At 45.3% G+C, this 19577-nt stretch carries 15 protein-coding genes and 1 pseudogene; 6 read left to right on the forward strand and 10 right to left on the reverse strand.

Going from position 1 to position 19577, the window contains the following annotated elements; genetic code table 11:
* Positions 1-18: 18 nt before the first annotated feature.
* Positions 19-1044 (forward strand): annotated as a pseudogene (locus AB4583_RS07935) (alkaline phosphatase family protein); the annotation flags it as partial.
* Positions 1045-1191: 147 nt separating this feature from the next.
* Positions 1192-1641: a TerB family tellurite resistance protein gene (locus AB4583_RS07940; RefSeq protein WP_372051707.1), complete on the forward strand. Its 450-nt coding sequence runs from the start codon at positions 1192-1194 to the stop codon at positions 1639-1641.
* A 122-nt stretch (positions 1642-1763) separates the two neighbouring features.
* Here AB4583_RS07940 and AB4583_RS07945 read toward each other — a convergent pair whose 3' ends face one another.
* Together AB4583_RS07945 and AB4583_RS07950 are read right to left on the reverse strand one after the other, a co-directional pair.
* Positions 1764-2294, reverse strand: a complete 531-nt coding sequence (locus AB4583_RS07945) for a 3'-5' exonuclease (protein WP_017068784.1) — start codon at positions 2292-2294, stop codon at positions 1764-1766.
* 87 nt (positions 2295-2381) lie between these two features.
* Positions 2382-3920, reverse strand: a complete 1539-nt coding sequence (locus tag AB4583_RS07950) for a sensor domain-containing diguanylate cyclase (RefSeq protein ID WP_017068783.1) — start codon at positions 3918-3920, stop codon at positions 2382-2384.
* Between the two features lie 348 nt (positions 3921-4268).
* On the opposite strand from AB4583_RS07950, the gene AB4583_RS07955 reads away from it, so the two are divergent.
* From AB4583_RS07955 to AB4583_RS07965, 3 genes are all read left to right on the forward strand, one after another.
* Positions 4269-4901, forward strand: coding sequence for a DUF2760 domain-containing protein (locus AB4583_RS07955; RefSeq protein ID WP_017060436.1), 633 nt, complete (start codon positions 4269-4271; stop codon positions 4899-4901).
* A complete protein-coding gene (locus AB4583_RS07960) occupies positions 4901-6859 on the forward strand; it encodes an Hsp70 family protein (protein ID WP_017060435.1) in 1959 nt (652 codons plus the stop codon). Before AB4583_RS07955 ends, AB4583_RS07960 begins: the two co-directional genes overlap by 1 nt.
* 153 nt (positions 6860-7012) lie before the next feature.
* Positions 7013-9853: an Hsp70 family protein gene (locus AB4583_RS07965; protein ID WP_017068780.1), complete on the forward strand. Its 2841-nt coding sequence runs from the start codon at positions 7013-7015 to the stop codon at positions 9851-9853.
* Positions 9854-10024: 171 nt separating this feature from the next.
* Here the strand turns inward: AB4583_RS07965 and AB4583_RS07970 are convergent, their stop codons facing one another.
* From AB4583_RS07970 to AB4583_RS08005, 8 genes are all read right to left on the reverse strand, one after another.
* Complete coding sequence (locus AB4583_RS07970; protein ID WP_017065431.1) at positions 10025-10240, reverse strand: hypothetical protein; 216 nt, start codon at positions 10238-10240, stop codon at positions 10025-10027.
* A gap of 268 nt (positions 10241-10508) precedes the next feature.
* Positions 10509-10982, reverse strand: a complete 474-nt coding sequence (locus AB4583_RS07975; protein WP_017060433.1) for a DUF2947 domain-containing protein — start codon at positions 10980-10982, stop codon at positions 10509-10511.
* A 152-nt stretch (positions 10983-11134) separates the two neighbouring features.
* Positions 11135-11722 carry a ribosomal protein S5-alanine N-acetyltransferase gene (gene rimJ, locus AB4583_RS07980; protein ID WP_372116978.1) on the reverse strand — a complete coding sequence of 196 codons (588 nt, stop codon included), beginning with the start codon at positions 11720-11722 and terminating at the stop codon, positions 11135-11137.
* A gap of 18 nt (positions 11723-11740) precedes the next feature.
* Positions 11741-13285 carry a transcriptional regulator TyrR gene (gene tyrR, locus AB4583_RS07985; RefSeq protein WP_017060431.1) on the reverse strand — a complete coding sequence of 515 codons (1545 nt, stop codon included), beginning with the start codon at positions 13283-13285 and terminating at the stop codon, positions 11741-11743.
* Between the two features lie 123 nt (positions 13286-13408).
* Positions 13409-14461, reverse strand: a complete 1053-nt coding sequence (locus tag AB4583_RS07990; RefSeq protein WP_017068778.1) for a YcjF family protein — start codon at positions 14459-14461, stop codon at positions 13409-13411.
* Positions 14462-14475: 14 nt separating this feature from the next.
* Positions 14476-15849 (reverse strand): YcjX family protein, encoded by a 1374-nt coding sequence (locus AB4583_RS07995; RefSeq protein WP_017068777.1) that lies wholly within the window; start codon positions 15847-15849, stop codon positions 14476-14478.
* Between the two features lie 199 nt (positions 15850-16048).
* Complete coding sequence (locus AB4583_RS08000; protein ID WP_004734731.1) at positions 16049-16234, reverse strand: hypothetical protein; 186 nt, start codon at positions 16232-16234, stop codon at positions 16049-16051.
* A gap of 164 nt (positions 16235-16398) precedes the next feature.
* Complete coding sequence (locus AB4583_RS08005; protein ID WP_017068776.1) at positions 16399-17916, reverse strand: fumarate hydratase; 1518 nt, start codon at positions 17914-17916, stop codon at positions 16399-16401.
* 254 nt (positions 17917-18170) lie between these two features.
* On the opposite strand from AB4583_RS08005, the gene pabB reads away from it, so the two are divergent.
* Positions 18171-19550 carry an aminodeoxychorismate synthase component I gene (gene pabB / locus AB4583_RS08010; protein WP_017068775.1) on the forward strand — a complete coding sequence of 460 codons (1380 nt, stop codon included), beginning with the start codon at positions 18171-18173 and terminating at the stop codon, positions 19548-19550.
* The last annotated feature ends 27 nt before the right edge of the window (positions 19551-19577 follow it).

The following is a 19577-nucleotide window of genomic DNA, read 5'->3' on the forward strand; positions in this document are numbered from 1 at the left end:
CTCCCTCGGTAATCACACTTCGATGATCACGATGTGACGGATGATTGGAACCTTACCGTGGGTTGGGAGCATGCCGTCGACCAAAACCAGTTCGCGACCCAAGTCATTGGTAACGGCCTTGCGGCTTACTGGATGTGTCAAGGTTGGGGTAACAAACCGGAGAGCTTCGATGAAACGTTTATCGAGCAAGCAAAACAGCTTTTTGTCGCTCAACCGCTCATTACTAAACAACCGCGCATTAGTAAACAAACTCATAATGAAGCCGGCAATGCAGCGACTACTCACTCTATTGGCAACATCGAGCCAGACAAGCATCAAGCCTTCATTGAGATGCTGAGTCGCTTTGAAGAATGGCATTACACAATAGAGACTTCACCCAAAGTAATTGTGTTGGATACTCGTACGCGTCGTTGGCGTTCAGAGTCACGCATGAATAAGCCTTCAGGTTTAATGGACTGGGAAGCCTTGATTGAGTTTCAACATCAGTTAATGAATCAAGATAAAGTGGTGATCGTTTCTGCTGCACCGATGTTTGGCGTGAAGTTTATTGAAACACTGCAAAAGATGGCGACCACAATCGGCAAGCCATTAGTGATTGACGCTGAAAACTGGATGGCACATCCGGGCAGTGCTAATACGCTGATCAGCATCTTTACCCATACCAAAACACCGACCAACTTCGTGGTACTTTCTGGCGATGTTCACTACTCCTTCGCTTATGACATCAAGCTTAGGTATCGTCGCAACAGCCCGAACATCTATCAAATCACCTGCAGTGGTATTAAAAATCAGTTCCCTGCTCCGCTGCTTAAATTCTGCGATGTATGGGACCGCCTGTTATACAGCCCTCGCTCAGTTTTGAACTACTTCACTAAGCGTAAACGCTTGAAGATCGAAAAGCGAAGCCCTGACAATCAGACCTTCTATCGCCTTTCAAACCGCAGTGCGATTGGAGAATTGAGGCTAGACACTGATGGGAAACCGCAATCGATCACGACACTCAGTGGCGACGGTAAAATTACCCGTTTCCCAGAGCCCGATTGATAAAATGCTCCTTATCGCTCGCGTATCCGTAATGTCAGTTTTTAGTAAAGACGCTTGCGGTCACACTCTGTAGACCCAATAGTTATGTTTATAGTTGATAGCTATCAGCGTTACGGAACTCGATACAAATTTTAACTGGAGCTCGTTATGTTCAATTCTCTCACATCAATGTTTAAACAATTGATTGAAGGCCAGGACCTAAGCAAAAACCAAGGCACATCACCTAATATCGCCATCGCGAGTTTGTTGTGTGAAGTCGCGGGTGCCGACCATCAGATCAATGAATCAGAAAGAGTCGCTAAGCTACAGCTTCTGCAGCGTTTGCTGGATTTAGATGAAGAACAAGCAAAGGTACTGCTCGCGCAAGCAGAGCCGAAAGTAGAGCAATCAGTATCGCTGTATGACTTTACATCGCAACTCAGAGACCTATCTCAGCCAGTGCGAATCGACTTAATCAAAGCGATGTGGGAAGTAGCGCAGGCCGACGGGGAAATTGACCCTATCGAAGATTCTGTGATCCGTAAAACAGCAGAACTGCTCTACGTCGACCACTGTGACTTCATCAAGAGTAAGTTAAGTGTTTTAGGCGAAAATTAGTGCCTGAAATAATGAATTGGAAACTGAAATAAATAAAAGCGACGGGTTAAGAAACCGGTCGCTTTTTTGAATCGGTAAACTGAAAGCTGACTAAACAGGGCTGAGAGGAGCTAAAAATTTAGCTACAACATAGTTAATGTGAGTTTCGCAAGATTATAAGCATCGACATAACCCGAGTGCTGACGACCTTCCCACTCAATATTTTTGGCTTCTTGAGCAGCGCGGTGACCAATGCGTTTGTCTTTCAAGCGATTCTGAACACGGTAAAGCGTTGCGATGTTTAAGAACTCGCTAAACGGAGGCTCGATGCCTTTTTCAATACACTCTTTGTGTAAGATAAGGTCGTCACGTCCCCACGCTGCGTAGATTTTTTTGGGACCACCAAAGTTCTTAATCATCGACTTGATGACAGACTCTAATGGGCGACCCTGCTTTTCGATTTTACGAGGTGTAATGCCCGTTAACTCGGCACAGAATAGAGAGACTTCGTCTTTCTCTGGCTTAACGTAGTATTGTGCTCGCTTCACGATAGTACCGGATGCTAGATCAATCTCAGCAAGACCAACTTCAATGATCTCTCCTGTTGTTCCCACACCGTCTTCGCTCCAACAGCACATTTCCAAATCGAAACACACAACTCGATTGTGATTCATACGTCGCCTAATTCTCTCGTCAAAAATTTTATGAAATTGTACATGAGCCCAATACAGAACTCGACCCTAGTTGTATCAAGTGCTCATTTAGCCTGCAATTGTCACTCGATTTCGGCCATTCGACTTACTTTGATAGAGCATACTGTCTGTTTTTTGCAGAATCTCTTCCGTGTTTTCATTAGCGTAAATAGCAGCACCAATACTCAAAGTACAACTGAGCTGTCGACCTTTGTGCTCACAATGAGACTGGCTCACTGTTCTTAGAATACATTGTAAGTATCGTTCTAGGGCTTCATGGTTTGTAATACTAGAAATGATACAGAACTCATCTCCACCTATACGAAACAGGTTATCCCCCTCTTTCAAGCTCACTGAAATCAATTTAATTACATGAATGAGTAAAGCATCCCCTGCAGGGTGACCGAATTGGTCGTTAATGCCTTTGAACTTGTCGACATCAAATCCGATGAGACTAAAGGGTTCATTTCGCTGTATCGCTTTATCTAACATCTTATTGAAAGCACGTCGGTTATAAACCTCGGTCAGGCTGTCGTGGTTGGCTAGAAAACGAAGCTCTTCTGTTCTTTTATCAAGCATTTGATACAAGCGCTCTTTCTCTCGGATTTGCATATTAACGATATACGCCAACAGCAATGAGATAGTTGTTCCGACTAACGCGATTCCGGTTAACACCAGATAACCATAGAAAGAGATGCATGAATCTATTTTGTAATCGACCTTCCAATCTCGATTGGTCAGTGAGATTGTTTTGGTAATGTGGTGCCCAGATACCGCTTCATAACCCTCGGTTTCAAACAATATTGGGGAGTTTTCTGCTTCGAAACCCGTATCGGTAACACGAATATAGACATCCATGTCTCCCACTGCCGAAGCCAGTAGATTTTCAAAGTAGTAAGTCGTTCGAACCACACCAATCACAACGCCAAGTAGATTATCGCTTTCGCCTTCAAACACAGGGTGATAAACCAACATGCCGGTCTTTGGTGTATTTTGATCTAAGCCGTCTTGAAGCAAGCGAACTTTGTCTGAAATATTCGCTTTACGTGTCTGTTTAATATTATCTAAAACCAGCTTGAAGCGCTCACGAGAAAAATAAAAGCCAAGTACATTGTCGTTTGCTTGTGTGTTGGGATACAGGTCACTAGCAATGAACGCCGGCTCACCATCTAAGATGTAACCAAAGACTTTGGCTTCGTGTTTTGGAATAGTGAACAGCTCGTAAGACGGGTATTTTTCTTTCATCTTAGCGGTATGCTCGGCAATCTCGTCTGCTGCCACTTTTTGCATCCACTGCAAGCCAATTAGACTTTTTGAAACATTAATCGTTTGTTGTGCAAAACGATCAAACTTATCCCAGTTTTCAGGATCATTTGCGTAGAAAAAATTAGCACCAGAACCAATGTAAGCCACGTCATTAGCGATAAACGCTTCCAAACTCAGTGTCTGGTGAGTAGTAAAGCTATCCAAATTCATATTTAACGCGCGGTTTTGGTTTAACGCGACTAATATAAAACACAACACAGTAATCAAAAAACTGACCAAAAATACGACCAATGGGAGAGTTCGTCTCTTCAACCCTGTAAGTGGGTCGGTAGTGTGCGGCATGTGGCTTCCAAATAGTCTCTAATGAGTTAAAAGTATATAACGGAAGGGAATCATGCTCTATTTCTGTTTAGTCTTAAAACTGACATAAAACGGGCATTGTTTACCTTGCCCTCACATCGACGACCAATATTCGACCGAATCTCGACTAAATTTCAAGCTAACACACCAAAAACCCACTTGATTAAAAACATTAAATACCACTCTTAAGCCTTGAATATGCTAGTATCCATCCATATTTATAGCTTGAAAGTGACCGTTTCGGCTTAGTGCCAATGAGTTTCTTTCCAACCTGTATATTCCTTTGAACCGACGAATATACCGTTAAATCAATTTTAAAGAGAAATCACTATGATCGTTGATTTGAACCTAATCCCACAAACGTTTGATATGCTTCACGCAGGCCTAACTGCATCAAGCGTTTTACTACTGTTAATTGCCGTTTCTCGTAAAACCAAAGTGGTTGAGAAAGTCGTAGAAAAACCAGTAGAAAAGGTCGTTGAAGTTGAAAAGCCAGTTGAGAAAATTGTCGAAGTAGAGAAAGTAGTAGAAGTTGAACGTGTGATCGAAAAAGTAGTAGAAGTTGAATCTAAGCTTGCTACAGCACCAACAGACTCTGCAATGCAGCTACTGTCTATCATGCAGCAAGAAGCGCGCCTTATCGACTTCTTAAAAGAAGACCTAACGTCATTCTCTGATGAAGAAGTTGGCGCAGCAGCTCGTGTTATTCACACTGGCGGTCAAAAAGTATTGGCTGATTACGTAACGCTGTCTCACATCCGCACTGAAGATGAAGAAACACGTATCACTATCGCTGAAGGTTTCAACCCTCAAGAAATTCGCCTAACTGGCAACGTAACGGGCAATGCACCATTCAACGGCACACTAGTTCACAAAGGTTGGAAAGCAACTGACATGAACCTGCCTAAGCTTGCTGAAAACTACGATGCATCTGTAATTGCACCGGCAGAGGTGGAGCTATAATGGAACACCAAAGTCATTCAGCTCAAGAGCCATCTTCTCAAGAGCAAAACCAGGTACCCAAGTTCAGTGTTGGTATCGATTTAGGTACTACACATTGCGTTTTGTCTTACATAGACACAAGCAATGAAGACGCTCGCGTTGAGGTGATGCAAATCCCTCAACTGACGGCGCCAGGTACAGTAGAAACTCGCAGCCAACTTGGCTCGTTCCTATACCAACCGCACGAACATGAAATGAATGCGGGCTCTCGCGTTCTTCCTTGGTCTTCAGAGCCAAAAGCGCTAGTGGGTGCAATTGCTCGTAACCTTGGTTCTAAAACCCCTATCCGTTTGGTAGCAAGTGCAAAATCTTGGTTATGCCACGGTGGTGTTAACCGTCGCGATGCTTTCCTTCCTGCAGGCAGCCCTGAAGAAGTTGAAAAAGTATCTCCACTTAAGACAACTGAATTGTACCTTGAGCATCTTAAAGACGCATGGAACCACGCAAACCCAGAACACAAACTGGCAGACCAAGATGTAACGATCACGGTTCCAGCTTCGTTTGATCCTGCGGCTCGTGACCTAACAGCAGAAGCTGCACGTAATGTCGGTTTCACTCACCTAACGCTTCTTGAAGAGCCACAAGCGGCTCTTTACAGCTGGATTGATAACAGCAACGACACATGGCGTGATGAAGTAAACGTTGGTGACATCGTTCTTGTTGTCGATATCGGTGGTGGTACAACCGACCTTTCGTTAGTTGAAGTAACACAAGATGACGGTAACCTAAGCCTGAACCGTATCGCAGTAGGTGAACACATCCTACTTGGCGGCGACAACATGGACTTAGCACTGGCTTACCGTCTGAAAATGAAACTGGCGCAAGAAGGCAAAGAACTGGCTCCTTGGCAGGTTCAAGCGATGACTCACGCATGTCGTGATGCGAAAGAAGCACTGCTTAACGATGCTGAACTGCAATCTGTGCCTATCGTTGTTCCAAGCCGTGGTTCTAAACTGCTTGGCGCAACACTGAAAACAGAACTGACTCAGCAAGAAGTACAACAAACATTGGTTGATGGCTTCTTCCCGAAAGTAGCCGTGACTGAGCACCCTGTACAAAAGACACGTGGCGCACTGACTCAAATGGGTCTGCCTTACGCTCAAGACGCAGGTATCACTCGTCACATTGCCGCATTCCTTTCTAAGCAAGCGAACGCGCTTTCTGGAAATAGCGAAACGGCTCAGCAAGATTTCAACCCGTTTGCAAACATGCCCGGTATGCCCGGTACGCAAGGGTCAGAAGCGCCAGCGGCAGACTTCATCAAGCCAACAGCAATCCTGTTCAATGGTGGTGTTCTAAAATCGAACCTACTTGCTGATCGTCTTTCAGATACGATCAACGAATGGTTGATCAATGCTGACGAAGAGTTCGCAAAACAGCTTTCAGGTTTAGATTTAGACCTAGCGGTTGCAAGTGGCGCTTCATACTACGGCGCAGTTCGTCGTGGCCAAGGCGTTCGTATCCGCGGTGGTATCGCTTCTTCTTACTACGTAGGAATTGAAAGCGCGATGCCAGCTATCCCAGGTATGGCTCCTCCGATGGAAGCTTTGTGTGTTGCACCATTTGGTATGGAAGAAGGTTCAAGCGTACAAGTACCTAGCCAAGAATTCGGTCTAGTGATTGGTCAGCCAGTACACTTCCAGTTCTTCGGTTCAACCATTCGTCGTGAAGATGAAGCGGGTACGCACCTTGATCACTGGGCGCCTGAAGAGCTTGATGAGCTTCCTGAAATCCAAGTGACGCTACCTGTTTCTGAAGGCCGTCGCGAAGGTGAAGTGGTTCCAGTGACTTTGGCTTCTCGCGTTACTGAGCTAGGCACCTTACACCTAGAAGCGATTGCTACTGACAACGGTCAGAAGTGGCACGTTGAGTTCGACGTTCGTGAAGACTCAAATAACGACTCAAACGAACAAGCATAATGAATCAACGGCACCTTAGCGGGTGCCGTTACTTTATCAATGCATTTCTCAATCTAGTCCTGCCTGTTTCTCAGGAATGACGTTTACGAATAACAACAATAAGACCAAAGCTATCAAAAAACTGGTCATCACTCTGGAAGAATAAGGTTTTGTATGGCAACTCCTCGTTTTTTAGTCGGCATTGACTTAGGTACAACCAATACGGTTGTCGCTTACTGTGAAATCAACGACGACCTACAACATGCTCCCGTTTCTCTTTTCGATATTGACCAACTCATCGGCCCCGGTGAAGTGGTTCGCAAGCCCTTACTCCCATCCTTTCGTTACCACCCAGCACAAGGTCAAATCTCCCCTTCTGACCTGACAATGCCATGGGAACCAAGCCCCGTTGAAGGCGATATTAAGAACGTTATCGTCGGTGAATGGGCACGTGAATTAGGCGCTAAGGTTGAAGGCCGCCAAGTATCGAGTGCTAAGAGTTGGCTATCACACCAAGCGGTTGATCGTAACTCCGATATTCTGCCTTGGGCTGGCGCAGCTGATGTCGATAAAGTCTCGCCAGTTGTGGCGAGTGCAAGCTACCTCAACCACATTCGCCAAGCATGGAACTACCGTAACCCGAGCAACAAGCTGGAAGACCAAGATGTTGTGGTTACCGTTCCTGCTTCCTTCGATGAGACAGCACGTAAGCTAACACTCGAAGCCGCAGAACTGGCGGGCTTAGGTAAGATTCTATTACTCGAAGAGCCGCAAGCCGTTTGTTATGACTGGTATGCCCGTCACCAACAAACCGCAGCAGATGAACTTCAACAAATCCCACTGATTCTAGTGTGTGATGTTGGAGGTGGTACCACCGATTTAAGCTTAATTGAAGCCAAATTCGATGCGAACACCGACGGTAATAACGAGCTCGCACTCGACCGTATTGGCGTTGGAGAACACTTGATGCTCGGTGGTGACAACCTCGATTTAGCGCTTGCTCACCTCGCTGAGCAACGCTTCAATCAAAACAAAAAGCTCAATGCCTCTAGCCTAACCAAACTGATTCAACAGACTCGCGCCGCAAAAGAGAGCCTGCTTTCTGCCAATGCGCCCGATGATGTAAAGATCACCATGCTGGGCAGCGGTTCAAAACTGCTTGGCGGTACTAAGAGTATTGGTTTAACTAAACAAGAAGTCCATCAAATCGCATTGGAAGGTTTCTTCCCGCTTTCTGAGTTTACTGAAACACCCGACAAACGCCGCAGTGCTGTGGTTGAGTTTGGTCTGCCTTACGTGGCTGACCCTGCGGTGAGTAAGCACGTTGCAGAATTCCTAGCAACGCACCAACAAGTGTCTAAAGCCGCATTGGAAAACTCAGACTCTATTGAGTTCGATGACACCAAACCTGCAATTCCAGTTGGCGTGCTGCTCAATGGTGGTGTGTTTAACAGTGAACTGGTAACAGAGCGAATTACTCAGCTACTGGGCAACTGGAACGGTTCTCCTATCACAGTGCTTGATAACCCTCATCCAGATTGGTCTGTTGCCCTTGGCGCGGTTGCCTTTGGTAAAGCACGCCGCGGTGCACAGCTGAAAATCGGTGGCGGTGCTGCCCGTTCTTACTTCTTGCATCTGCAAGAGAAAAACAAGATGGGTAAAGCGCTTTGTCTGCTTGCCAAAGGAACCGAAGAAGGCCAAGAGATACGCTTGAACAGCCGTCGTTTCTCGCTGACTTTAGGTGAGCCAGTACGATTTAATCTTCTGACTTCAACACACGATCAAATTGCTCATGACACCGCCATTCAAAACGGTGTGATGGTCAATGTGGATGCCGACTTGTTCTCCCCTCTCCCACCGTATATTTCTACGCTGGAAGGCTCAGGTACTGCAGAACTTCAAGCCAACCAAAAAGAGCGTGTTGAAGTACTGCTCGCTTGTCAGTTAACCGAAGTCGGCACATTGAAAATGGAGTGTGTGAGTATAGAAGATGACTCTAAGCGCTGGTTACTCGAATTCGAAGTCAGAAACAAGCAAGGCGATGAATCTGATACCTCCGCGCTTCACCCAAGATTGGAAGAGTGTAAGGAGTTGATTTCTCGCCTGTACAGCGGCAACAAGAAGAGTGCTGAATCGAAAGAGATCAAAACACTATCGAAAGATCTTGAGAAGCGACTAGGTAAACGCGATGAATGGGACTTCACGACCCTTCGTCATCTATTTGATACCTTCTCATTAGGTCGTAAACGTCGTCGCCGCTCAGAAGCACACGAGAAGAACTGGCTACGTTTGGCGGGATACTCGCTACGTCCTGGCTTTGGCGATCCGACTGACTCATGGCGTATCGAACAGATTTGGGGCCTTTACCAACAGAACATTCAGTTCAAGAACCACCAAGGCTGGACAGACTGGTGGGTATTCTGGCGTCGTGTCGCTGGTGGGCTAAACCAAGAGCAGCAAGAGAGTATCTTGGCTGACATCGCTAAATACCTTCACCCAGGTGCAATGAAGAACCCTAAGACAGCCAAAGATGCGCAAGATAATGGTTATGAAGCCATGGTCCGTTTAGCGGCGTCACTTGAGCAACTTGAGGTTGAAGACAAAGTGCTGCTGGCAAGTTGGTTCTTAAGCAAAGCGATCAACCATAACCAATTTGAACAGGCTCACTGGTGGGCGCTAGGACGATTAGCATCAAGAACGCCTTTGTATGGCAGCCAACACAGCGTAATTCCTAGAGAGCAAGCTGAACAGTGGTTACCAAAACTGCTTGAACAGAACTGGCAGAAAGAGCAGATGATCGCCTTCGCAGCGGTGATGATTTGTCGAAAAACCGGTGACCGTCAGTTTGATATCTCTGACGACTATCGCAATCAAGTGATTGAGAAGCTTAAGCAAAGCAAGGTACCTGACTCATGGTTAACACTAGTGAGTGAAGTGACTGAGCTTTCTGAGAGTGAATCTAAGCGTGTGTTTGGTGATGCGTTACCAAGCGGATTAAGCCTAATCAATAACTAGGTTTGAAAACGATTAGCTTTCGTTGCTAATGGTAAAGAAGCTAGCAAGAAAAGAAAAAGCCACTTTCGATTCGTTGAAAGTGGCTTTTTTATTGGTGGCTTAAGGCTGGTATGTGTAATCGACTTATAGCTTTTTGGTTAAGAGCCTTAGCCGTGTTGCAGTTCATCATTGTTAATGTTTGGTTCCAGTTGGGTTGATAGGAAAATCCGTATTTTCATAAATGTCAGATAGTTTTTTCGGTTTATTCTCTTTTGCTCCTTTGTTCGATTGATTATGAGTTTCGCTTAAAAGCCATTCCTCATGCATTTTTGCTGAATCCAAAAACTCTGGATCCTCCATTGCTTCCTTGCGAAGTTTATTTACACGTTCGAGAGTATCCCAAATCATAATACTTCACCTCCACTAAGGCAGTAATATAAAGATAGCTCAACCCCATGAAACTTCAACTAACCCAATGAGATAGCGATCTCAATTTCGTAATTCACTCGCTTTAAATGAGTGGATATGGTCACCTTTAGTTGGGCTCAAATAGTGGGTCTTTCCCCATGATCTTCGAAGATCATTAGGCACAAAAAAAGCGAGCTCGATGCTCGCTTTTTGTTCATCTATCTGTTGCTCGGATTACCAGCACTAGCTCGATTAAATCACACCGAGGTTAAGCACGGTTACCAATTTTCACCTTGCCATTGGTAGCAAACCAAAGGGCTTCTGAACGACGACGACCGATTAGAATCGGGCCATCATCGTAGAACAAGAAGTTCTTCCAATGCTTCTTGAAAATCGCCCATTTGGTTTCAAGAACATTGTACTTTTCGTAACAAAAATAAACAGTTACGTCATCTTGCCAATCAATAAAGTTAAGAATCTCTTCTGGCATTTCAGGCTCATCCGCTTCCCAATGCGCCATCCAACTGATCTCTTCATTCCAGTTCGATGCTTTGCTTGGCCAGTCTTGCGAGCTCAGTCGTTCTGCGTCTGGGCTTTGAGGGCTCACGTTCTCTTTCCAGAACTGAGAAGCTCTCGCCTGTGTCATTGGCTTAATCTTTTCCAAGTCCTCTGCCGGCAGCGGCATTGACTGGTGTGTGAAAATCCATTTTCTTTGGTATTCGTCCAAAGTTGTGTATGACATCAAAATTCCTCAAATATCTTCTCAGGCTGATGGATTTACCATGCCTATCTGTTCTTTTTGATGCAGTGACGGTTTCATTTTATCTATGTCGTCACTGCCTCTAAATCTGTATTTACGCTTAATTGGTACTTACGCCTAATGACTATTGATCTCTATACAGCGCGTCTATCTTCCCAATTTGGGTTAACTAATGCCGTTAGTATATGGTCTTCCCATTTACCGTTAATCTGTAGGTAATCTTTAGCAAAACCTTCTCGAACAAAACCAAGATGTTCTAATACACCAGCGCTACGTTCGTTGTGAGGCATGTAACCCGCCATTAAGCGATGCATGTTCTGCACATCAAACATGTAGTCTTTGGCCATGCTCAAGCCTCTGCGCATGTAACCGTGGCCCTGTGCATTTTGCGCCAATGAGTAACCGACATTACAAGCGTAGAACGGGAAACGCGACAAATTACTGAACGATATGGTGCCTAACATTTCATTAGAGTCAGCGTTAATCAGTAAACAGTAATAGCCTAGCCCCATTTTATGAAGCTCGTTTAACTTGATCAGTCGCTGCGCCCAACTCGCTCTATCAAAGAACGCGTCTTCGCGAATCGGTTCCCAAGGTTTCAGATACTCTCTGTTAACCTGAAAGTACTCGCTGATCATGCCAGCATCATCGATTTCAGCCGTGCGTAGAATCAGATTACCATCATGCTTATAAATGCGCTCTGGTGTACTCAAATCTTCCATAATCTTGTTCTTATTCGATCAGTTCTTTCTGATACCGTAGTCACGAAGCTTATTCGCAATTGAGGTATGAGATACATTCAAACGTTTTGCTAGCTTACGGCTTGATGGGAAAGACTGGTAAAGCTTTTCTAGAATCTGAGATTCGTAGTCTTTCATGATTTCATCGAGCGAGCCGTCTAAGCTCAGGTTCGCCATTCCAGCTGTCATTGTTTCAAGCTGTGGCAAATGGAATTGCTCAACCGTTAGTGTGTCTGAGTCCAACTCTGTTAGCGCACGAAGAACCATGTTGTCCAATTGACGAATGTTGCCCGGCCATTGGTAATTACCAAGCTGGTCGATTAACTCTTGAGTCAGTTTTGGTTTTAACATACCTAATTGCTGTGCGTACTTTGCAACGAACAATTCCAACAGCGGTGCTACGTCGTTTGAGCGTTCACGCAATGCTGGAATAGACAGAGTCAGTACATTCAAGCGATAGAACAAATCTTCACGGAACGAACCCGAGTCTGCTAATTCAGAAAGACGATGACGCGTTGATGCAATAATACGAACATCAGCGTGCATCTCTTCTTCTTCACCAACACGACGGAATGAACCATCTTGTAGGAAACGCAGCAGTTTGATTTGTAGATGCGGGCTCATCTCGCCAATTTCATCTAAAAATACCGTACCGCCATTCGCTTGCTCGAAAATGCCTTTATGACCTTGCTCATGGTTGAATGAACCCGGCGCATGACCAAACAATTCGGTTTCCGCTACGTCATCAGGCATCGATGCACAGCTTAGAATCAAGAATGGGAAAGAAGAACGATTAGAACGGTTATGACACGCTTTCGCCAACATCTCTTTGCCTGTACCTGTATCGCCTTCAATTAATAGAGGCTGATCCAGCATAGCCAATTTCTTAGCTTGGCTGATCAAGGCTTTATGGCGATTAGAGACACCAACAAAGTGTTCGAAACCTAGGTTGTTCTGTTCTGGGATTGAATCTGGCGAGTTCATCTCTTGATTACAAGAGCGAATCGTCATTACTGCGCTTGCCAGTACCGCTTCGTTGACATCACCACCAAGGTAAATCGGCAGGATCTCAATAGAGAAATCTAAGCCATCCAACACGACAACTTCACGATGGCGCGTTACATCGCCTTCGATCCAACGAGCAAAGTTAAAACTAGGAACAAACGTCGCGAGCGGTTCACCGATGACTTCATCTTCTTGTTTGTTGAAGAGGCTCAATGCGGCGTGGTTAGCCATATCGACTGAGCCTTTAAGGTCAATCGCAATCACAGGATCAGGTAGGTTTGCCAGCAGAGCAATCAGCTCTGTGTTATGCCTTTCGCTTGGCATAAATTGGATTTTACGTACATCCTTCACACCTGAAATTCGGCGAATTTCAGCCATAAGTTCACTAAAAGCATCAAAATCAATATCAGGGCAGTTTAGATAAATAATACCTTTAACATCAATTTCGATTCCTCTTAAATCAATGCTTTTTGAGGCCAAGATATCGAGCAACTCACGCGTTAAGCCGAGTCTGTCTTCACACAATACTTCGAGACGCACAAATAGTCCTATTATAGGTGTCAGGATAAGTTGACAGTAGTGTGAATTAAGGTCTGAGTTCAGTCAAGAAGAAGAGTAAACATATGTTTACTCTTCTTCTCAAACTATTGAGCTTTAAATGCTTTATTTGAGAGTGATACGCTTTATTTCTGAAAGGACGGCTTTGCGGAGGTCTGCCAGTTTTACTTTTCTCTCGTTATGCCAAGGCATAGGTCGAAGCAATGTCATGGCTTTTAGACCCAGTCTTGCAGTAAGAATACCAACACCTAGCCCCTGCCCTGCTCGAGCTGAGACTTTGCCTGCAAGATCCATCGAGACGAGATCCATACTTGCATCAATTGCGAGTTCACTGGCTCCCGCTGCTGCCATGTTGATTAACACCAATTTAAATAGCTTAATCCTAGACCAGTAGCCAAGCTCAATGCCATACACATCAGCAAGCTTGTCGATCATGGTGAAATTTCGCCAAGCCACCAGCAACATATCAGCCGCCGCCAATGGACTCACTGCAACCAAAGCCGCCGATTCGGTCGAAAACTTAGTGACGATTTGAGTCGCTACTTTGTCTTGTTGACTCACGACTAACGCATCGTACATATCCAACACTTCTGCATCACTGTGTGCTGGGTTAATGCTGTTTCGCCACTTATCGTACGAAGGAGACTCAGCGATAATGCCACCTTGCTTGGCGATGTTTTCACAGAACGCTTTGCCCTTGCCGACACTTTGACTTTGGAGTAGCTCTTCACTCTGCTCTTGCACACTAAAGTGATCTTTAAGTGAACGCAGTTTCCACAGCTCTTTGCCTATTGCGCCTAAACCCAATGAAGCAATGGCAGCAATAAAGCCTGCCCAACCTAACGCAAGCCAATCAGCAGTTTGAATTGCGGTAATGACCGATTCAATTGCTTGCCATCCAACTAGGCCAGAAAAAGCGACCAATAAACCCGTTCCAAACCACTTCTTCTTTTTGCTCGGTCGAATCACTTGTTCCAATTGCTGCTCAGCTTCACCATCAAGTTCGGCTTCCACTTGCGGTGCGACAGGGACAAATTTCTCTTGCTCTGTGAACAGTTGTTGAGCACCTAAATCCGGGCCAACGTCGGTCTTGTCTTGCTCATCAAAAGAGGTCTTCAACGGTTCATTAAAGACCTGCTTTGTTTTTAATTCACTCATTTTGATTGCCTCAATTACTTCAACTTGTCGCCAATGAGATACTCTAAAACCTTGTCGACTCTTAGATGTTGGCAAGGCTCATCGGAATGTTGCTCCATCGGTCTAAAGCTCGTGAAATCAAACTGGTTGGTTTCCCAATACTGTTTGTTGGGCAACTTACGCGGCACCTCTCCCGGATACATGGTTTGAGGGACATTATCCAAAGTCACACCTTGCAACGCCGGAACATTGTCTGAACCCGACGAGATATAACCCGCGCTGGTCGCTTGAATAGACGCGATACTCATGCAACTCATGTCGATGTGTTCAAACGCCGCCTGTTGCCAAGCCGGATGTACCATCTGTTGTAACAGCGATACCAAGTTTGGATGTTGATCCGGTGTCACGTGGTCAGCTTTAGTGGCTGCAAATAAGATCTTGTCGATCTTCGGCGCGAATAAACGTCTTAAGATATTGCTTCGACCGTACTTAAAACTCTTAAGTAACTGTTCTAATGCGCCACGCATGTCCATGAAAGAGTCATAGCCCGCATTAAGTGGCTGTAAGCAATCCACTAGCACGATTTGTCTGTCGAACGTCGCGAAGTGATTCTTGTAGAACGCTTTGACGACCTTCTGTTGATACTCTTCATAACGCGCTTTCAGTACTGCATAGTTACTTGTTTTTGAGAACTTACCCTCAGGTGCGAGACACGGGAAGAATTGCAACACAGGCGCGCCTTCAAGCTCACCCGGTAATACGAATCGACCCGGTTGTACCCAATGCAGTCCGTTACTTTTACAAGTATGAAGGTACTGAGTGTAGCTATCGGCAATCGCGACCAGTTTCTTTTCGTCCGCTTCTGCTAGCAAATCGATATCACCACGCATGGCGTTCCACTGTTGCGAGTAAGTTTCTCTGTCGCCTTTCAATGCGGCAAACTGAGATTGGCTCCAGGTATCGAAGTCCATATCCAGTAACGGCAAATCAAGCAGCCATTCACCTGGATAATCGACAATATCGAGATAAAGGGTGCTGTTTTTACTCAGTAGCTTTTTCGCGCCCTTCGCAGGCTTATATTTGATTGCTAGACGAATCTCACTGACATCACGCGTTGGCACTGGCCATTCTGGTGGCTGTGCATTCAACGACTCCATCGCTTCATCGTAAGAGAAGCGTGGAATCATCATGTTGTGTTGCGGGATGCGCTTTGCGCCAATAATTCTTCCATCTCTCGCAGATGCAAGCAGTGGCAAGTTTTTGTGGGTAGACGTATGAAGAAGCTGATTAACCAGCGAAGTAATGAATGCTGTCTTACCCGCACGAGAGAGCCCCGTGACCGCTACTCGAATATGAGAATCCGTTCCTCTGCTTATAAAGTCACTCATTTCTTGAGTTAGGTGTTTCATTTGAACGACTCCGTGATAGTTAGGCTAGCTGGTTATGATAATAGAAAGGCAAGCCTATGTTCTTTCCCCGTTGGGATAGTTTGTATGCTTTTGCTTATGTTGATGAGTATGCAATACACATTCTTAATGCTAGATGAATAAAAGCCCCTGACTACATTCATAATCAGGGGCTTTAGAATTTTTGCACGATATCCGACGTCTAATCGTCTTCAATCAACTTGTAGATAACAAACAGTGCAATCTCTGCAATTAGCCAAAGCGCACATGTAATCGTCACGTATTTATTATCAAAGATACTGATCCCTTTCAAGATCAGGTCGTAGCCAACAAAAGCACCAATCACCACTGCCAAGATAATCTGTAGGATCTGAATAAAACGAGGCATTCCTCTCTCCTATGTTCTTATATCAAACTATGTGTTTATCACTATATCATTGATAATAAGACAAAAGTGCAGATAATGCTGCACTTTTGTCTTTAACTTTCTGTCAAAAATTGCAATTCAAACGCTGAAGTTAGCGACAATTACGATTTTTTGGCGTCGATTAATTACGCTTTCTCAGCTTCAGCAATCTTCACTTTCCACGTGTCAGGGCCGATCTGGTGTGCGTTCACGCCGTTAGAGTCAACCGCTACCGTTACAGGCATATCTTCAACTTCAAACTCGTAAATCGCTTCCATACCGAGATCTTCAAACGCAACAACGCGTGCTTTTTTAATTGCTTTTGCGACTAAATAAGCTGCACCACCAACCGCCATTAGGTAAACCGCTTTGTGCTCTTTGATTGATTCAACCGTTGCAGGGCCACGTTCCGCTTTACCGATCATGCCCATAATGCCAGTTTCGTTCAGCATCATGTCAGTGAACTTATCCATACGTGTTGAAGTTGTTGGGCCCGCAGGACCTACCGCTTCATCACCTACAGCATCAACAGGACCCACGTAGTAAATGAACTTGCCTTTGAAATCAACGCCGGCTGGTAAGCCTTCGCCGCTTTCTAGCATGCCTTGAATACGTTTATGAGCAGCATCACGACCGGTTAAGATCTTACCTGACAGAAGAACCGTTTCGCCGGTCTTCCACTCTTGTACGTCTTCTTTAGTCACTTCATCAAGGTTAACACGACGTGTATTTGCGCCCGCTTCCCAAGTGATGTCTGGCCACTCTTCTAACTTAGGTGGCGTTAGCTCTGCTGGGCCGCTGCCATCTAGTGTGAAGTGAACGTGACGCGTTGCTGCACAGTTCGGGATCAAACATACAGGCTTAGAAGCAGCATGAGTTGGTGCTGTTTTGATTTTTACATCAACCACAGTAGTGAGACCGCCAAGACCTTGTGCACCAATGCCAAGCTTGTTTACACGGTTGAAGATGTCTAAACGAAGCTCTTCTTCTGCGTTCTCAGGACCTTTCTCGATAAGCTCTTGGATATCGATGTGTTCCATCAAAGATTCTTTCGCTAGCACAGCTGCTTTCTCAGCCGTACCGCCGATGCCTATACCTAGCATACCCGGTGGACACCAGCCTGCACCCATTGTTGGCAGCGTCTTCTCTACCCATTCTGCAATATCATCAGAAGGGTTCAGCATAACCATCTTGGTTTTGTTCTCAGAACCGCCGCCCTTAGCCGCGATTTGAATTTCAACTTTGTTGCCTGGAACCATATTAATGTGGACAACCGCTGGTGTGTTGTCTTTGGTATTAATACGCTTACCTGCAGGGTCCATTAGGACAGATGCACGCAATGGGTTATCTGGGTTGTTGTAAGCTTGACGAACGCCTTCATCAACCATCTGTTGTACTGTTTGATCCGTTTCCCACCTAACATCCATACCGATGTTCACGAAACAAGTAACAATACCCGTATCCTGACAAATTGGACGATGGCCTTCCGCAGACATGCGCGAGTTGATAAGAATCTGAGCGATCGCATCTTTAGCTGCTTGGCTCTCTTCTTTCTCGTACGCTTTTTCTAGGGCTTGGACAAAGTCTAAAGGGTGATAATAAGAAATGTACTGAAGTGCGTCAGCGACACTGCTGATCACATCTTGCTTACGAATAACCGTCATTGCATGCCTCTTTATTGTTCTGGTTCCATGTGGGGTCACAGTTTGACTATATGTGCCAAATCGAATTAGGTGGTTTAGCTTTTTATTGTGTTGAGCTGTATTTAGTTGCTATAGCAATCGCTTGCATAGCTTTAAACTAAACCACTTGGATTACTCCGTTCTAATCAAGAACCCATTTTATTTTCAATTTATGATACTCTTGCTTCCTCTCACACGCCATGCAGTGATCGAACTCTTTGTCACAAATTAAACAAATGAATAACAACGAATTTCGCTCTATCCAAATCAAGCCGCTTGAATATCAATCAACTTTAGCTAAACAGCTGTTTTCCCATATTGAAAACCTGCCGTGGGCAATGCTATTACGCTCCGCTTCAGAAAGCCACGTTGATAGTCGATACGATATTTTAGTTGCTCAACCCATCGCCACCTTCGAGACAATCGGTGCAGAAACGACCGTTAATGTTAATGAGACGTGCGAGGTTTCAGACTCTGATCCTTTCGAACTACTCGACCAATATCAGCAACAATTATTGCCTGCGACTAAAGAGCACACTCAGTTGCCATTCGTTGGCGGCGCTTTAGGCTATTTTAGCTATGATTTAGGGCGCAGAGTCGAGACACTTCCATCACTCGCAAAGCGTGATATTGAAGCACCTGACATGGCAGTTGGCTTGTATGAATGGGCTGTTATCGTTGACCACCAATTGAAAACGGCGTGTATTGTCGGTAGCAATATCGATGAACATCATGATTGGCTAATGCAGCAGATGGCTCAATCACACCTATCACATGCGCCCTTTGGGTTAACCACACCGTGGCAATCCAATATGAGCGAAGAGAGCTACGCCACTAAGTTCGATAGTGTTCAAGAGTACCTGTTATCCGGGGACTGCTATCAGATTAACTTAGCTCAGCGCTTCAATGCCCAATACCAAGGTAGTGAATGGCTGGCTTATGACAAGTTAGAACAGTTCAACTCAGCGCCCTTTTCGGGTTTTATCCGTTTGGCCGACTGCGCAATCATCAGTGTTTCGCCAGAGCGTTTCTTAGAACTCAAAGACAACGTCATTGAAACCAAGCCAATCAAAGGCACACGACCTCGTTCTGAGGACCCGATGATTGATAATGCCAACGCGCAAGACCTAGCAAGCGCCGATAAAGATCAGGCGGAAAACTTGATGATCGTCGACCTACTTCGTAATGACATTGGCCGAGTAGCAAAACCGGGCACAGTGCATGTACCAAAGCTCTTCGATATTGAAAGCTTCCCTGCCGTGCACCACTTAGTGAGCACGATACGAGCGGACCTTGATGACCAATACTCTGCAACTGACCTTCTGAGAGCCTGTTTCCCTGGAGGCTCGATTACTGGCGCACCAAAAGTTCGCGCGATGCAGATCATTGAAGAGTTAGAACCGCATCGACGTTCAGCGTACTGCGGCAGTATTGGCTACATCAGCCGAAATGGCAGAATGGATACCAGTATTACCATTCGTACATTAGTCGCCGAGAACAACACGCTTTATGCTTGGGCTGGCGGTGGTGTGGTATTTGATAGTGATTGTGCTTCTGAATACCAAGAAACACTGGATAAGCTGAGTCGAATTCTACCGGTACTTGAAGATTGCTAAACCTAGTGTCATTAACTGCGAGTTCCG

Origin of the sequence: Vibrio sp. 10N.222.49.C12, assembly GCF_041475025.1 — a bacterium.
Lineage (GTDB): Bacteria > Pseudomonadota > Gammaproteobacteria > Enterobacterales > Vibrionaceae > Vibrio > Vibrio crassostreae_C.

What these genes read in the sequence shown, in the direction of transcription:
- rimJ (WP_372116978.1), bottom strand. Translation starts at nt 11,722, where the DNA reads ATGGAAGATTTGAGTACACCAGAGCGCATTTATAAGCATGATGGTAAT.
- AB4583_RS07960 (WP_017060435.1), top strand. Translation starts at nt 4,901, where the DNA reads ATGGAACACCAAAGTCATTCAGCTCAAGAGCCATCTTCTCAAGAGCAA.
- AB4583_RS07990 (WP_017068778.1), bottom strand. Translation starts at nt 14,461, where the DNA reads ATGAGTGAATTAAAAACAAAGCAGGTCTTTAATGAACCGTTGAAGACC.
- AB4583_RS07965 (WP_017068780.1), top strand. Translation starts at nt 7,013, where the DNA reads ATGGCAACTCCTCGTTTTTTAGTCGGCATTGACTTAGGTACAACCAAT.
- pabB (WP_017068775.1), top strand. Translation starts at nt 18,171, where the DNA reads ATGAATAACAACGAATTTCGCTCTATCCAAATCAAGCCGCTTGAATAT.
- AB4583_RS07940 (WP_372051707.1), top strand. Translation starts at nt 1,192, where the DNA reads ATGTTCAATTCTCTCACATCAATGTTTAAACAATTGATTGAAGGCCAG.
- AB4583_RS07975 (WP_017060433.1), bottom strand. Translation starts at nt 10,982, where the DNA reads ATGTCATACACAACTTTGGACGAATACCAAAGAAAATGGATTTTCACA.
- AB4583_RS07945 (WP_017068784.1), bottom strand. Translation starts at nt 2,294, where the DNA reads ATGAATCACAATCGAGTTGTGTGTTTCGATTTGGAAATGTGCTGTTGG.
- AB4583_RS08005 (WP_017068776.1), bottom strand. Translation starts at nt 17,916, where the DNA reads ATGACGGTTATTCGTAAGCAAGATGTGATCAGCAGTGTCGCTGACGCA.
- AB4583_RS07950 (WP_017068783.1), bottom strand. Translation starts at nt 3,920, where the DNA reads ATGCCGCACACTACCGACCCACTTACAGGGTTGAAGAGACGAACTCTC.
- AB4583_RS07970 (WP_017065431.1), bottom strand. Translation starts at nt 10,240, where the DNA reads ATGATTTGGGATACTCTCGAACGTGTAAATAAACTTCGCAAGGAAGCA.
- AB4583_RS08000 (WP_004734731.1), bottom strand. Translation starts at nt 16,234, where the DNA reads ATGCCTCGTTTTATTCAGATCCTACAGATTATCTTGGCAGTGGTGATT.
- AB4583_RS07955 (WP_017060436.1), top strand. Translation starts at nt 4,269, where the DNA reads ATGATCGTTGATTTGAACCTAATCCCACAAACGTTTGATATGCTTCAC.
- AB4583_RS07995 (WP_017068777.1), bottom strand. Translation starts at nt 15,849, where the DNA reads ATGAAACACCTAACTCAAGAAATGAGTGACTTTATAAGCAGAGGAACG.